A 15,601-nucleotide genomic window follows, 5' to 3' on the forward strand; every position below is an offset into this window, starting at 1 on the left:
CGGACGAGGCCGTCCCGCCGCCCTGCCGCCACGTCCGGGGCGGCGTCAGCGGGGCCGCGGGTTGTCCTGTGCCCGCTGGCCCATCCGCTCCCAGAAACGGCGCAGTTCGGCCACGTCCGTGCGTTGCTGCCAGGGGGCCTGGGGGTGGAGGAACGACCGTGACAGCACGCTGGACTGCGCCCGGCAGAAGGCCTCGCTCAGCTCGACACGGTGGCCGTCGAGCCCCTTGGGCGGGTACGGGCACAGCTCGAAGGCGCAGTCGTCACGGCAGTTGGAGCCCGCCTGGGAGGCGGTCGTCGGGACGACCGTGCGCCCCGGGTCGAGCGGGCTGCGGTCCCGGCTCAGGCACGGCGGCAGGTCCGGCCGCGCCGTGTGCCGCAGGCGCCGGAGGCGGTCCTTGGGCCAGTCGCCCCGCTCGGCGAGGTTGAGGAGCAGCAGCACGTCCGCGAGGAGCTGCTGGGCCCGCGGGTGGAGGGTGCTCCAGCCGGTCGAGGGCGGGATCCACAGCTGGTGCTTGCGCGCCTCGCCCCGCGGTGCCGTCTGCGAGCCGACGTGGGCGGCGACACCCGACTCGTCGATCCACAGGAACCGTTCCGGCTGCCGGGTCTCCAGGGCCCAGACACAGAGCCGGGCGGCTTCCTCGACGAACGGGTGCTGCTCCTTGCCGTCCGGCAGGGCCAGCCACTGACGGACCTGTTCCGCGGGGTGGGAACCCCGGCCGTGCGCGGGGCGCGTCACCGTGACCCCGTCGGGCAGGTCCCACAGGGTCAGCGCGTGCAGCAGGGTGAGGCGGGTGAACCAGAACCGGGTGCGCTTGAGCATGTCCCAGGCCTGCCCGCTCAGGTACTCGCGTGCCTCGGCGCGGGCATGCGGATGGCGGTGGCGGCGGTTCGCCGCGTACTTGAACCCCTGGGCGAGGGCGATCTCCACGGTCAGGTCGAGCGCGGGCGCGCCGGACCCGTCGGGCGCGCCGACCCGGCGTACCCAGCTCTCCAGATACTCGTAGGGCGTGTTCTGGTGGCGTTGTGTCGTGACCGAGCCGACCAGCAGGGGAACCAGCCAGGCGCACATGGTGTTGTCCCGCCACCGCTGTTCCTCCTCCTCGCGCTCGGACTCCTCCTGCCTGCGTTCCTCGCGCCGCCGCTCCCGTTCGCGCGGCTCCCAGGGGCTGCGCGACCCGTCGCGCTCCGCCGGACGGTGCCCCCGGCGCTCCGCCTGCGCCTCCGTGTCCGCGTTCGGCTCCTGCGCCCCCCACAGATCGACCATCCAGTCCCGGGCTCGCTCCAGCATCTCGTCCCGGTCGGTCTCCGGGCCGCGCAGCCGGGCCTGCAGCACCGCGAAGGCGCTGTCACCGCCCGCGCCGATCTCCTGCGCGATGGCGACGCGGATGGGGTACGAGGGCTCCAGGCGGGCGATCTCGAAGAGCTCCAGGTACGCGGGGACCACCGTGCGGCTCCGGGCGACGCCGCGCATGGCGTCCCCGAAGCGGGAGACGAGCAGCGCCTTCGCGACGCGCAGCGTGTGCGGATCGCGGGCGCGCAGGTCGGGCCATGACGTGGCCAGCCGCATGGCGATGAGGTGCTGCTGCGGCTCGGCGTCCACGCTGTCGATCTCCAGCGCGGCGGCGTACAGCTCGAGGGCCTTGGCGTGCAGCGTGCGACCGAACAGCCGCTGCACGTCCGGGGTGTGCCGCCCCGAGAGCTGCTGGGCCGGTTCCTGTGCCTCCGCCGGACGCCCCCGGGATGCCCGGGCGCGCTCCTCCGCTCCCGTGGACCGGCCCGGTGTGTCCCGGGCGCCTTGGTGTGCCGCCCGGCCGCCTGCCCCGGCCGGCCGCCGCGGCGGGGAGCCCGGGCGGGAAGCCTCTTCCCTGCTGTCCATCTGCGCCTTGCAGGCCGCACGTACCAGCAGGTCCCGCGCGGCGGACACGGGACACCACGGCTGCCCGTCGCCGTGCGCCTCCTCCCCGTGGCGGCACGAACCCTCGGGCGTGCGGGAGTGGAGCACCATGGCGATGAGCAGTTCCCGGCCCGGCTTCTCCAGCGCCGCCGGGAACAGGTATCCCTCCGTGGGTTCGGCGGGCACGCCCGGATGGATCACGGCATTCATGAACCGCGCTCCGAGGTGGGCCTGGATCACGCTGTGCTGGAAGCGGACCCTGTCACCGCCGACCTCCACCAGCCCCATGCGCGCGCCCCAGTGGGCGGCGAGGCGAATGTCCAGCTTGCTGTCCTCCACCCTGCGCACCAGTTCCGCCAGGATCTCGGGGTAGCGGGGCCGCGAGGGGTTCTGCTCGTCCACCACGTCGGTGAAGTGCACCTCGCAGGAGTCCGACGCCAGCCCCGCGCACGCGAGCGCGGAGAGGTAGTGCACGGCCGCCCGTCGCTCGTCCTGCCCCAGCGGTAGTTCCGGCAGGAACCGTCCGCTGATCAGGGCGGCGATCCAGGTCTCGACCAGATGGTGGCGCAGGCCCGCCCGGTCCCCGCCGCGCGTCTCCACCGCCTCTTCCTCCGCGCTGGCGTTCAGGGCGCGCTCCAGCAGGCCCTCCTCGTGGAGTTCACTGGCGATCTGCAAGTAGGTGGGCGCCTCCGCGATGCCGGCCTTCTCCACGATCCAGTCCAGCCGCTGCCGGTCCTCCCAGGCACTGCCCGAGGAGATGTACGCGAGCGCGGCCTCCTCGCTCAGCGGTTCCAGGTCCGTGAGGGAGGCCTCCATGCCCCGCAGGGAGTCGTGCGGGCGGGAGGTGATGATGAGCGGCAGCCGCTCGTCTGTGGCCCGCCGGATCGCCAGCCGGATGACGGTGTCGCGTTCCTCCGCCAAGGTGTCACCGGTCAGCGCCTCTTCGAGGCCGTCCGCGAGGACGACGATCCGCCCCTGCTGGCACAGCCTGCGCCATACCTTCTCCGCCTCCGCGTCGGAACGGATGTAGCCCTGCACCTCCCGGCAGAACCGTCTGAACGCCATCTCGCGGAAGTCCAGGTCCGTGTCGGCGTTCCGCAGCCGCAGCGGCACGGGGAGGGCCTTGCGCCGGGCGAACTGCTCCGTCAGCAGCACGATCAGTGCCGTCTTGCCCGTGCCGACGCCGCCGACGACGACATGCGTACGGCGGAACCGGGCGTCCCGCTGGTCCTCCATGAGGACCTCGCACAACTGGTCGCGGCCCACCACCTTGCCGAGGATGCCCCCCGCCGTCTCCACCAGCTCGTGCGGCGTCGCCCGGGCCTTCCTCAGGTACGCCCTGCGCACCCTGGTGAACCGGAAGGAGAGGTACGCGACCGTGGCCAGGGAGAGGGTGAGGAACGGCATGATCAGCGACTGGAGGACGGCGCAGGCATTGCCGCTCTTCTTGCAGTGCTGGTCGAGCCACCGGACCGGTGTCCAGAACGTCCGGTCGTTCGCCAGCGTGACCACTGCCGTCACGGCCAGGAACAGCAGGAGCAGCGCGCCCAGCAACGTCGCCACGAGCGACACGTAGTACCACCCGCTCTTGCGGACCCGCCACGGCCGGGCCCTGCCGTACCCCTGCCGCGTCAGTCGGCGCAATGGTCTCCTTCCAACGTTCACGTGGTGACTGATTCCGTATCGGGTGGGTGCCCCACCGTGGTTCACCCGGCCGGTCCAGCCGGGTCCATACGCGGAGTGCAGTGCGCGGCCGTGTTCATGACACCGGCATCGAGCGGGGACGTCATGCGGCCGTCCGACCGAGAAAGCGTCCCGCCGCTGGCCGGCGCGCTCCGGCCTTCGGACGATCGCCGCTCCCGCGGCTCCTGCGGCTCCCGCGGCCCGCGCGACGACACGAGGAGATCCCCGACATGGCATCCACGCGTTCGTCGGTCCTTCGCGCCGGTGCCGTGGCCGGCGCGGCGCTGTCGATGGCCACGCCGCTGTCCCTGCCCGCCCACGCCGATTCCGGCGACTCGCCGCCGCGACGGTGTCGACGCGCGGCCAGTGGGCGGACACCGGCACCGGCCAGCCGTACACCTCCATCACCCCGGGGCGTGTGACGCTCATGGGACCCCAGCCGGCGAGCGTGGACGCCGACGCCGTGATCGTCCAGCGAAGCCGCACCTGCGCCGACGGCCGGAAGTGGGAGTTCGCCCGGCGGAACGGAGGCGAAATGATCAGGGACAAGGCCACCGGGCACTGCCTGACGGACGCCGGTGTGCCGAACGGCAGCCGCCGCGAGGTCCGGCAGCTGCCGTGCACCGGGCCTTCTGCCAGCTGTGGATCAACCGCTGACCTGACGCTGCCCGGGGGCTGTGTGCCGCTGTCGTACGGGGCCTTGTGGAGTCCGCCCGGTCAGTTGACCACGTATGTCAGTTCATACAGGGCCCCGGCGCCGTGGAACTGCTTCCGCACCTTTCCGCGACCGGCCTCGTCGGCCTTGAGGGAGACCGTTCCCACCAGACTCGCCGGCATCCCTGAGCCGCGGTCGATCTCGTGCAGCGCGAGTTGGACATCGCCACCGAAGATCGGCACGAAGATGTCCAGCTCCTCCGTCGTGCCCTCGCGCATGGAAACGGTCCCGCTGGTGGGGAAGAACTGGACTCCACCCACCCTGCTCATGACTATTTCGTCCTCCCCGTCACGGTCCTGAGACGTGGCGGCGGTCAACTCCAGAAGCTTGGCGAGGACTGACATCAGACCCTCCTGCTGTGTCGAACGGTTCATTCGGTCGGCTTCGCCGGGCGGTTGCGCCCCGGCCGGGACGGAAGCACCGGTGGAGATCCGTCACTCGTCGGCGAGTGGTGACTCGATCCTGAAGCACGCCGACTGGAGTTCCTCGGGGCTGTTCACCTGCTCGGCGAAGAGCTGGAAGTCCCTGTGCCGGATGAAGCGATCCGGGAAGCGCACGGATCGGAACGAGATGTGGTTCGGGTCGATGACCGCTCTTTCCAGGGTGAAGGTCGAGTCCAGACGGACCTCCGCCGCGACGTCGGGGTCCGTGATCCCCTCGAAGAACTTGCTGTGGATGCGGAACTCGTCGAACGTCGCCATGCGCAGGCAGAATCCGGTCGGAGCGACGGCGCGCAGCAGCTGTCCCTGCTCGCCGATCTGCAGCCTGCCCGTCCACTCGAACGTGGCGTTGCCGCGGTCCACGTCGGTGACGATCTTGGCGATGTCGACAAGACCGTTCTGGTCGATGACGAAGAAGTCCGGAAAGTTGTTCGAAAATAGCGAAAGTTTGACAGACATGATGTCCCTCGCTCCGTGAAGGTCCCTACAGAGGTCGTGCCTCAGCACGGCTGGGAGGTCAATGATCGAATCGGCGTCCGTCATGCGCCGATTCATGCGGGACCGGCGTGGGGGTCGAGAGGGGTGTCACTCTGCGACCTCCGTACAGGTGAGAGTGGTATGTCCATGATGCGCCGTCAGTGCCGCACATGCCAGTTGCTGCGCCTGGCCGCGTAGATCGTCGCGTTCGGCGCGGACGCGGGCCAGGTCCTTCTGTTGCTTGGCTGCGCGGGCTCGCGCTGAGTCAGGCAGCGCGTCGGGAAACGCTGCCGGGAGGTCTGGCCCGGATCAGCTGCGCCAGCGGCCGGCCTTCGAGGCCTGCGCCGCCTCGTCCTTGGTGCTCGTGCTTCTGGCGCTCGCGTTCGGCCTGCTCCGCCTGCCGCTCCGCCTCGAGCACCCTCACCTTGCGGTCGTCGCACATGTGCGGGTGACTGTCCCGGATTTGGAAGCCGTGGTCGACGGGCTGAGTCTCAGCCGCGGTCGAGCCGCGGCAGCGACGCACAGAGGTGCTCGGGCAGTTCCGGCAGGACTTTGTGGATCCCGGCGCACCCCGCATCGCCGTTCGTGGCGACCGGCCGCCAGCCCGAGGGGTCGGCCCGGTAGAACCAGCGCTGGGAGACAACGGAGGAGGAGCATCCGTCGCCGGCGTCACCGCACGCCGGCCCCATCCGGGTCGACAGGTCCAGCACCAACCACGTGTCGTCGCAGCCGCGATCCTCCCAACTCGTGTGCTTGGGGATGTCCGTGTCGTTGACCGCCTGCTGGTACGAGGACGAGGTGCAACGCGGCGGCGTGGGGTCGCAACCGTTCTCACCGCACTGCCGCAGGGCGGGTGGCGTGGCACCGATGGGGGTGTACACGTCCATGCTGTTCGTCATGACCCTCCGGGTGCCGAGGGGCTCGCCCAGCTTCACCGTCGCTTTGACCCGCCGCGTGCCGGTGCAGCCGGAGTCCTGGCTCAGGGAACGGGTCTCGTACGTGACCTTCACGTACACCGTGCCGTGCTCGACGGTTTCGAGCTCACCGCGCAGGCTGCGCACGCAGTCGCGTGCCCCGTCGGGCACTTCGGCATCGACCACCAGAGACCGACCGCCGTCGGCGGTCCGGACGCCGTCGATGCGAATCGGAGTAGCGAGTGTCCAGGCGGAGGCCGTGGCCGCACCTGTCGCCTCCTCATCGGTCTCGGCGGTCTTGGAACCGCAGCCAGCGACGACTACCAGGGCCGCGCCGAGCACGACCGCCCATATCCCCCGCTGCCGCATGCCATGCCCCCGTCCGCTGAAAACCCGCAGCCTAGCTTGCCCCCGGGTATCCCTCACCGTCGAGGCCGCGGAGGCGGTGCTCGCAGTCATGGGCGGAGACGTCAATGACGAGTTGCTGATGGTGCGCGAGACGGTTTCACAGGTCACCGGCTCCCCGGCTCCCCGGCCAGACCGTTCCAGCAGTGGGCTGCGGAGAATGCCGGCATCTTCCGCTGAGACATCCGGCCCGTCAGAGCCGGTCGTCTGGTGGTTCTTGAGCGTGAGGTCAGACTGTGGCTGCCTGTTCGGAACGGGCTTTGTTCCGGGCCAGACGGGCTTGCCCTGGCCTTCCTGACCTCCGTCGCCGATGTGGCGCACCTGGGCGCAGGTCTGGATGGCGATGGTGTCCTCGCGCGGCGAGTCCGCATCCGCGGTGACGAAACCAGGGTGGTTGAGGACCGCCGCGGCGATGGCCTCGGTGGTGAATCACACCGTGTCGCCGCCGACGTCGGTGTCCACAGCGGCGAAGTGTGGGCTGCGGCGCCGCGTCGGCGGCGACGCCGCTTCGTGGTCGGCGTCGAACGGCGGGCTTTTGTCGCGGTCGATGGGCCGAGCCGAAGCACGATAGTTGGCACGACTGGAATCCGCTGACCTGTGGAGTCGGCCGGGTGAAGCAGGGCGGTTGTCACCAGATCGGCGCGCTACCTGTCACCAGCAGCACCCGAAGCAGACCAGGTGTCATCGGCTCCGACGCCCCTCCAGGCACCTGGACTTCGCCACAGTCTCCGTGGACAGTGCGGCGGGACCAGCGTGCGAGCGCTGGTGAGCTCATCGAGGGAAAGGCCGCTGTGAGCGAATGTGGCGAGTCGGCGGAGGCATCGGTTCCGCGACGTCGTCCGTACGGGTGGAGACGGCGCTCAGGGCGCGATCGGGCCGTGCGGACATCCGGGGGCGCAGTCAGGAGTGGCACCGAGACGAACGCCCCACGGCCCGGCACCGTACGGTCGAGAGGCTGACGGCTGCGGGGAGGCCCGATCCCGGTCACCACGTCCAGCACCGGCGCCGTGAGGCGTCGCCTCCGTACTCAATCGATAAAACGCACCTCCGGGTGAGCGGAGGAAGGGCCGTTCAACAAGTCCTGGGGCCTGTCACGCAGGTGCTGGTCGAAGAACGCGCTGATGAAGGCGCGTTGGGCGGCGGTACTGCGCTCGGGTTCCACCGTACCTATGTACTGCTCGCGGAGTTGGGCCGGGACGCCCAGGCGCTCGTCCAATGCCGGCACGAACGACTGAGCATCCGTGTAACTGAAGTGACTGGCCTGTTCCAGACTCAGATCACGCTTCCAACCCGTCGAGCGGTCCCAGAAGGACCGCCAGGACGGCTTGTTGAGGTGCGTCTGATTGGCCTTGCCCATGAGCATGAACGGACGGTCCAGTCCTCTCCGCGCCACGGGTAGGAACTCGCTGTCGTTGAACTGCAGCGTGCCGTCCATGTTGATACCCGCGTCGATACGGCGGTCCACGCGCATGGTCTCAGCCGCGGTGGCGCCCCCGCCCGAATGCCCGTACATCCCGACCCGCTCCAAGCCCAGCGCCTTCGCCAGCCCCTTGGGCAGTCGTCGCCCCTCAGCGTCCGGGTTCCGACCGCGGTGCAACAGGGCGAGCTGATCGAGAACGAAGCGCGTGTCGCGCACCCGGGTGTCCAGAGCCTTCTTCAATCCTTCGATTCCCGACATCGGTTTCTGCAGCTCGACCCGGCCCCCGGGGAACTCCACCGCAGGGGCCTCGTAAGTGTGGTCCACGGTGACGATGACATAACCACGGCTCGCCAGCTCCACCGCTGTCGAGGTGCCGAGCGTCCGGGAGACCTGCAAGCCCGGTGAGTACAACACGACAGGCCGACTCTCACGGTCGTCGACCGGGGCCATCGCGGCCGCCTCCGTGCGGATGTTGGCCCAGTCCACCTGGCCGGGCCCGGCAGGATCGAAGGAGCCGGATTCGTCCACGGAACGCGCGACGCCGGCAGGCATGTACGGCTGCCGGGGATACCCCTTCGCCCGACGGGCCGGATACCAGATGCTGACCATCAGCTCCCGTGCCCTGTCGTGAGCCCAGGGGTCTCGCCGATCACTGTCGACGAGATGGAGCTCGGTGCTCCCGACCGGCTGCCGTCCCGTCGACTTCGGCAACTCGAACCGCACACCCGCATGAGCACGGGGCGAGGGTGCCGCGGAGGGCGGAGCGGAGGGCGCGGCAGAGGTGGCAGCCCCCGCGGCGATGACCAGGCACAGGGCAAGGGGCACCGTGGTGTTCACGACCGGTTGAATTCGCATGGCGACCAATCTCCGCCCGGACATGCGTTCAGGGCATCCGTCGCCGGACGGACTCGCCCCTGACATCCCCCGAGCAACTTCTCATCAACTCGTCAGGGTCGGCTCGGCGTCGGGAATCTTGAGGCACCCACGTTTCCAAGCGCCCGGTGCCACGTCAGCACACCAGCCGCAGCGCCGCGCAGCGCGCCTTCCCAGGACGCAGGAGTAGCGCGATCCGGGCGCGTCTGTTCGAGAGATCGCTCACCGCCTCGGTGCCGTGGATCGTGTGGCGGGCGCGTGACGGCTCCACCTTGCGCGCCCTGATGTAGCAACGCCTGGCGAAGCTGCACCGGGAGCGCCGGCGGCACCTGGGGGGCGTGCAGGCGCGATCGACCACGATCTGTGGCTGCTGTTCCTGCACTCCCAGCTTGCCGACCGCCCACTGGCTGTTCTGCGCGAGGCCGAGGTGTTGCGCAAGAGCAGGCACCCCTGCTCATGGCGCGCCGCCGACGCAGAGACCAACGGCCCTTCAGCGAGACATGCAGGCCAGCTGGCGCATCGACGGATGCCGGAACCCCTCCCCGGCGCCCAGCGCAACCTCCTCCGCGGCTTGAAGGACGGCATCTCCAACCCGGGACACCCCCTCTCCTCCGCCCGCGAGACGAACCGGCTGGTCTGGGTGACCGAGGCCGCGGGCGAGCCGTCCTGCTCGGGGTGGCAGCTACCAGGTGATCCGCATGATCCGTATACGGGTCGCGTTCTGGGACCGGGTCCCGCTCCCCGAGCAGGAAGTGGGCGCCCTGGCCCGTTTCACGGGACGAATACGCACAGGTGAAGCGCATGTGACGAAACCGTTGACGGAACCATGGCCCCCGCTTATCTTCTGACCGAATTTACGAACCGCGTTCGAAATTACGGACATGGACGGTCCCCGCATGCCTCAGATGTCAGAGCAGCCCTCCGCCAGACGCCACAGGTCCCTGATCCTGTGTGTGCTCGCCGTACTGATCGCCATGGTGTCGGCGACGACACCGGCCACCGCCGCCGAGGGCCGCCCGTACACCAACCCGGTCAAGTCGCAGAAGGGCGCCGACCCCTGGCTCGAGTACTACAACGGCAACTACTACCTGGTCACCACATCCTTCACGGGTGTGCTGACCATGCGGAAGTCACCGACCCTGGCCGGACTCTCCACCGCCGCCAGCGTCCAGATCTGGAGCGACACCACCCCCACCCGCAACACCAACATCTGGGCACCCGAGATCCACTTCTTCGACGGCCACTGGTACCTGTACTACTCCGCGGCGCAGAGCGGTGTCGCCTGCTGCGACTCCCAGCGCACCCACGTCCTGGAAAGCGCGGGCACCGACCCCATGGGCCCGTACACGTACAAGAACATCCTCACCGACGCCAGCCTCACCCCCGGCCCGGCCGGTGCTCAGGGCTGGCTCATCGACGCCAGCGTGCTCAAGCACGACGACAGGCTGTACCTCCTGGGCAGTGGCAAGATCAACGGCAGTACGCAGAGCCTCGTCATCGCTCCGATGAGCAACCCGTACACGCTCAGCGGCCCCTTCACCATCATCTCGAGCCCCACCTTGAGCTGGGAGACCCAGGGCAGCCCGGTCAACGAGGGACCAGAGCCGCTCTACCACGACGGCCGGACCTTCCTCACCTTCTCCGCGAGCTCCTGCTCGACGGCGGAGTACAAGCTGGGCCAGCTGGAGCTCACCGGCAGCGACCCCCTGCTGGCCTCCTCCTGGACGAAGAAGCAGACGCCGGTCTTCCAGCGCAATGACGCGAACGGCGTCTACGGCCCCGGCCACAACGGCTTCTTCTCCTCACCGGACGGCACCGAGAACTGGATCGTCTACCACGCCAACACCTCCGCGAACGGCGGCTGCGGCAACGCCCGTACGACACGGGCGCAGAAGTTCACCTGGAACGCGGACGGCACGCCGAACTTCGGTACCCCGGTCGCGCTCGGCCCCACGCTGCCCGGCCCGTCGGGCGAGACGGCGACGACACCGACCGCGTACACCCTGGTGAACCGCAACAGCGGCAAGTGCCTGGACGTCGAGGGCGGCAACACCTTGGACGGCACCAACATCTTCCAGTGGAGCTGCACCGGCGGTGCCAACCAGAAGTGGCGCGTCGAGGACCTCGGCAACGACACCAGCCGACTGGTCAACGTCGCGACCGGCAAGGTCGCGGACACCGCGAACTGCGCCAAGACCGACGGTACGGACATCGCGCAGTGGTCCTGGCTGAACAACAACTGCCAGAAGTTCCGACTGGTCCACACGGCCACCGGCGACTACGTGCGGATCGTGAACGAGAACAGCGGCAAGGTCGCCGACGTCGCCAACTGCGGCACCCAGAACGGGACAGACGTACGGCTGTGGACCTGGCTGAACAACAACTGCCAGCAGTGGCGCCTCGTCCCCACGACCTGACCTCCCTCCACCTCCCGCATCCCGCATCCCGCATCCCGCATCAGCACCCTGGAGCAACCCTTTGAGACGCAACGCCGTACGGCTGCTCACAGCCGTCCTCTTCGCCCTGGTGGGCTGTATCGCCGGGCCCGGCCCCGTCGCCCACGCGGCCGTGCCCGCCTCCCCCGGCGTGACCTACACCAACCCGATCGCCGAACAGCGCGCCGACCCGCACATCTTCAAGCACACAGACGGCTACTACTACTTCACCGCCACCGTGCCCGCCTACGACCGCATCGTGCTGCGCCGCGCCACCACCATCCAGGGCCTGTCGACGGCTCCCGAGACCACGATCTGGACCAAGCACGCCAGCGGCGTGATGGGCGCCAACATCTGGGCACCGGAGATCCACTACATCGACGGCAAGTGGTACGTGTACTTCGCCGCCGGCTCCACCAGTGACAAGTGGGCGATCCGGATGTACGTCCTGGAGGGCACCGGAGCCAATCCGCTCACCGCCGCGTGGGCCGAGAAGGGCCAGATCAAGACCACGTGGGAGAGCTTCTCCCTCGACGCCACCACCTTCGTCGTGGGCGGTGTCCGCTACCTCGCCTGGGCCCAGCGCAACCCGGCAGAGAACAACAACACCAGCCTGTTCATCGCCAAGATGGCCAACCCCTGGACAGTCACCGGCACTCTGGCGGAGATCTCCCAGCCGACGCTGTCCTGGGAGACGATCGGCTTCAAGGTCAACGAGGGCCCGGCGGTGATCGAGCACGGCGGCAAGGTCTTCATGACCTACTCGGCCAGCGCGACCGACTCCAACTACTGCCTGGGCATGCTCACCGCCTCCGCGACGGCCGACCTGACCAGCCCGGCGTCCTGGACCAAGGGTTCGCAGCCGGTGTTCAAGACGAGCGAAGCGACCTCCCAGTACGGTCCGGGCCACAACTCCTTCACCACCTCCGAGGACGGCAAGTCCGACATCCTCGTCTACCACGACCGCAGCTACAAGGACATCACCGGCGACCCGCTGAACGACCCCAACCGCCGTACCCGCGTGCAGAAGGTGTACTGGAAGGCCGACGGCACCCCCGACTTCGGCATCCCGGTGGCCGACGGGGTCACCCCGCAGCGCTTCTCCTCGTACAACTTCGCGGACCGCTTCATCCGGCACTTCGACTACCGCGGCCGGATCGACGCCAACGTCAGCCCGCTGGCGGACTCGCAGTTCCGCGTGGTCACCGGCCTGACCGGCAGCGGCACCGTGTCGCTGGAGTCGGCCAACTTCCCCGGCTACTACCTGCGGAGCAACGCGAGCTTCGAGGTCCGGCTGGAGAAGAACGACGGAACGGCGCAGTTCGCGTCCGACGCCACCTTCTACAAGCGGGCGGGTCTGTCCGACTCGGCCGGCGTCTCGTACGAGTCGTACGGCTCACCCGGCCGCTACGTCCGCCACTTCAACTACCTGCTGTACGTGCAGACGCCGAGTACGGCCACGGACCGGGCGGACGCCACGTTCTACGCCCAGTAGCACGTGCGGACGGCTCTCACCGGGGCCGCGGACCAGTGTCGAAGGCAGCCTCCATGGGGCGCTCGTCGACCAGGACGCGGCCCTGGGGAGGGCCGTCAGTACCGCGCGTACGGCGGTCAGGACATCCGGGGCCACATGGTCGGCCCCTGCCGTCTCCTCCGGCCGGACCCGCCGGAGGAGACGAGGAGCGTCTGGTTGTGCGGGCGTCCGAAGCGCCGGAAGATCGCCCCAGCCGGGCCAAGCACTTGGAGCTGCCTGAGGCCGGTGACGATCGGCGCGAGGCCGCACTGCCCGAGTCCGAGACCGCGGCGAACCTCCGGAGGAAACACGGCGGTTGAGAATCCCGACCACTCGATCACCGACCTGGGCCTGGTCGGCGCCTTCCCGGAAGACGTCAAGGAAGCTCACCAGCGGTACTACGCGTCGATGCACATGGGCGACAGGGTCACCGACGCAATGCGCTGGCATGGTGGGCCAGCAAATCCAGCAGGACATGTATCCCGCACAGATACGCAGAAGTCTCCGCATGGACTCCGCCGAACAGGCCAGGCCGACACCGTCCTTGCCGACCTGGCGGAGGCACCCTTGCCCAGAACGCCTCCGTCGCACCGCACCAGGGCTGCTTGACCAGCAGCAGCGACCCTGGGCGAGTTTGTGCGCGTTGGCGAGCAGCTCGCTCGCGACCAGTTGCACCCATGCCTGTCGCGCACGTCACGCTCGGCCTGCAGGACCTCCGGGAACGTCCCTGGGTTCCCACCGGACGGCACCCTTCGGAGGCGATCTGCCCTGTCGGCGCCAGGGGGCCCGGTACAGGCGAGAAACGGATGACCCTACGACGCCCAGCAGTGCCGTCGGCGGGCCCACTCTGCGTCCGCAGGCCGATCGGCGCTGGTCCGGGAAGCTTCCGCGGAGCGTTGGACTGTCCTGATCGTGTCGCGTCGGCGCGTCCCGAGGCGTCAGGCGCTGTCGGTGTTCGTGCGGGGTGTGACGCGGCCTGCGCTCTCCTTGAGGACGAGATCGAGCAGTCCCTGGAAGCGCTGGTCCAGCTCTTCCTTGCGCAGGGTGTTGATGCGGCGGGTGCCGACGTCATGCTGACGGATGAGGCCGGCCTCGCGCAGGACGCGGAAGTGGCGGGTGAGGTTCAAGCCGCCACCCGAGGCGATCTCGCAGCTGACCAGCCTGCTCGCGCCTGGCGACGCGAGCCGCTGACCCTGCTGTGACTGGTGTGCCCTACCGCCCAGCCGTCCGCGGCCGGAGGCGTACCGCCGCCCGGTTCAGGCCGGGTCGCCCTGGGAGAGGGTGGAGACGTGGGCCCAGTCCTGCCAGGTCTTGAGGCGCTCGGCGTAGACGTCGGGGATCATGTCCAGTCCCTGGGTGCCGAAGAAGACGCGCAGGGGCGGGGTGTCGGCGTCGACGATCTGCAGAAGTGCCGGTCCGGCCGCGGTGGGGTCGCCGAGCTTCACGTCGCGCCAGCCCTCGGCCAGGGCGGCGCGCAACCCGTCGTAGACGGGCAGCTGCTCGGCGAAGCTGGCGGAGGCGCCTGACCAGTCGGTGGCGAAGCCGCCGGGCTCGACCAGGGTGACCTTGATCCCGAATGCGGCGACTTCCTTGGCGAGGGCCTCGGTGAGTCCTTCCAGGGCCCACTTGGAGGCGTGGTAGCCACCGAGGCTGGGGTAGGTGGTCACGCCGCCGATGGTGGAGATCTGCACGATGTGGCCGCTGCCCTGTTCGCGCAGCAGGGGCAGCGCGGCCTGGGTCACCCACAGGGCGCCGAAGAAGTTGGTCTCCATCTGGTCGCGGACGTGCTGTTCGGTCAGTTCCTCGACGGTGCCGAACAGGCCGTAGCCGGCGTTGTTGACGACGACGTCCAGGCGGCCGAAGTGTGCGTGTGCCCGCTGGACGGCCTCGGTGGCGGCGGCCTTGTCCGTCACGTCCAGGGTCAGCGGAAGGATTGCCTCGCCGTGGGCGGCGACCAGGTCCTTCAGCGTTTCGGTGTTGCGGGCGGTTGCCGCGACCTGGTCGCCGCGCTCCAGGGCGGCGAGGGCGAACTCACGGCCGAAACCGCGCGACGAACCGGTGATGAACCAGACCTTGCTCATGACGTAAACCTCCTGTGGGGATGGACGGCCACCCATAAACGGGATGGCTATCCCGATTGACTATACGGGACGCGCATCCCGTTTGCGAGTTCGCTTGAGGGTGGGCGGCAGTACCGGCCCGCAGGTACACGCTCAGCGGCCGTGCACTCAAGTCAGCGCCGTCCACAGGAGGCACGCGGCCACCTGGTCGCCGACCGCGGAAGTGCGGCCCACGAGGGTCGGGGCGCTCTTCGACTCGGCGCGGCCGTCGGGGCCGACGTAGCTCCACCGGAAAGGTTCAGAGCGTGCAGGCCTCCACCAGCGTTCCCGCCGCGAGCCGTCGGCGGGCCGAAGCACCACGTCCACCTCAGCCACGCCTTCACCAATCGCGGGGTGGATCTTCGCGGACTCCAGGACGCCCTCCTCGGTGACGTCCCGATGACGGTGGGGATGAGCAGGCGACGGGCCAGCGGGGTGCCGCCTGAGCCCTCGGGATCCGACTCCGCACGGACGACAGGGATGTCGAGCTCATCCAGCCTGGCCGGCGCGCGCGTGCCGATCTTGCCGAGGCCGAGCAGGATCCACCTGCCCGGACAGGCCGCGCGGCGGACGGCGCGGGGCAGAGGCGTTGCGGTAGGCGCCGGGCAGCGCGGTCAGCGCCGGATCGTCGATGGCGAACAGGTCGAGCAGAGTGAGGTGGGTGGCGTGCACCAGGTCGTCGTGGCGGCGGCCTGCACCAGTGCGGCGAACCGCGGAGACAGAGACCCATG

The 15,601-nt window shown here is 69.3% G+C and carries 8 protein-coding genes and 3 pseudogenes; 3 read left to right on the plus strand and 8 right to left on the minus strand.

The window, feature by feature from the left end; translation table 11 throughout:
• Positions 1 to 45: 45 nt before the first annotated feature.
• The 5 genes from RM704_RS06655 to RM704_RS06675 form a co-directional block, all read right to left on the minus strand.
• On the minus strand, positions 46 to 3,540 hold the full coding sequence (locus RM704_RS06655) for an NACHT domain-containing protein (RefSeq protein ID WP_311590045.1): 3,495 nt from the start codon (positions 3,538 to 3,540) through the stop codon (positions 46 to 48).
• A gap of 756 nt (positions 3,541 to 4,296) precedes the next feature.
• Positions 4,297 to 4,638 (minus strand): hypothetical protein, encoded by a 342-nt coding sequence (locus RM704_RS06660; RefSeq protein ID WP_033532130.1) that lies wholly within the window; start codon positions 4,636 to 4,638, stop codon positions 4,297 to 4,299.
• Positions 4,639 to 4,728: 90 nt separating this feature from the next.
• Positions 4,729 to 5,193: an AbfB domain-containing protein gene (locus tag RM704_RS06665; RefSeq protein WP_033532129.1), complete on the minus strand. Its 465-nt coding sequence runs from the start codon at positions 5,191 to 5,193 to the stop codon at positions 4,729 to 4,731.
• A 509-nt stretch (positions 5,194 to 5,702) separates the two neighbouring features.
• Positions 5,703 to 6,494, minus strand: coding sequence for a hypothetical protein (locus RM704_RS06670; protein WP_033532127.1), 792 nt, complete (start codon positions 6,492 to 6,494; stop codon positions 5,703 to 5,705).
• A gap of 1,063 nt (positions 6,495 to 7,557) precedes the next feature.
• Complete coding sequence (locus tag RM704_RS06675) at positions 7,558 to 8,787, minus strand: alpha/beta hydrolase family protein (RefSeq protein WP_033532284.1); 1,230 nt, start codon at positions 8,785 to 8,787, stop codon at positions 7,558 to 7,560.
• Between the two features lie 713 nt (positions 8,788 to 9,500).
• On the opposite strand from RM704_RS06675, the pseudogene RM704_RS06680 reads away from it, so the two are divergent.
• From RM704_RS06680 to RM704_RS06690, 3 genes and pseudogenes are all read left to right on the plus strand, one after another.
• Positions 9,501 to 9,671: pseudogene (locus RM704_RS06680) on the plus strand (hypothetical protein); the annotation flags it as partial.
• A gap of 126 nt (positions 9,672 to 9,797) precedes the next feature.
• Entirely contained in the window at positions 9,798 to 11,240 is a 1,443-nt protein-coding gene (locus RM704_RS06685) for a family 43 glycosylhydrolase (protein WP_438828901.1), read from the plus strand.
• 61 nt (positions 11,241 to 11,301) lie between these two features.
• Positions 11,302 to 12,753 carry a family 43 glycosylhydrolase gene (locus RM704_RS06690; protein ID WP_078937520.1) on the plus strand — a complete coding sequence of 484 codons (1,452 nt, stop codon included), beginning with the start codon at positions 11,302 to 11,304 and terminating at the stop codon, positions 12,751 to 12,753.
• A gap of 956 nt (positions 12,754 to 13,709) precedes the next feature.
• On the opposite strand, the pseudogene RM704_RS06695 reads toward RM704_RS06690, so the two are convergent.
• The 3 genes and pseudogenes from RM704_RS06695 to RM704_RS06705 all read right to left on the minus strand — a co-directional run.
• Positions 13,710 to 13,892, minus strand: a pseudogene (locus RM704_RS06695) (ArsR family transcriptional regulator); the annotation flags it as partial.
• A gap of 135 nt (positions 13,893 to 14,027) precedes the next feature.
• Positions 14,028 to 14,852, minus strand: coding sequence for an SDR family oxidoreductase (locus RM704_RS06700; protein WP_033532124.1), 825 nt, complete (start codon positions 14,850 to 14,852; stop codon positions 14,028 to 14,030).
• Between the two features lie 366 nt (positions 14,853 to 15,218).
• Positions 15,219 to 15,551: pseudogene (locus RM704_RS06705) on the minus strand (potassium transporter TrkA); the annotation flags it as partial.
• Between the last annotated feature and the right edge of the window lie 50 nt (positions 15,552 to 15,601).

The organism is Streptomyces gottesmaniae, assembly GCF_031845845.1.
GTDB lineage: Bacteria > Actinomycetota > Actinomycetes > Streptomycetales > Streptomycetaceae > Streptomyces > Streptomyces akebiae.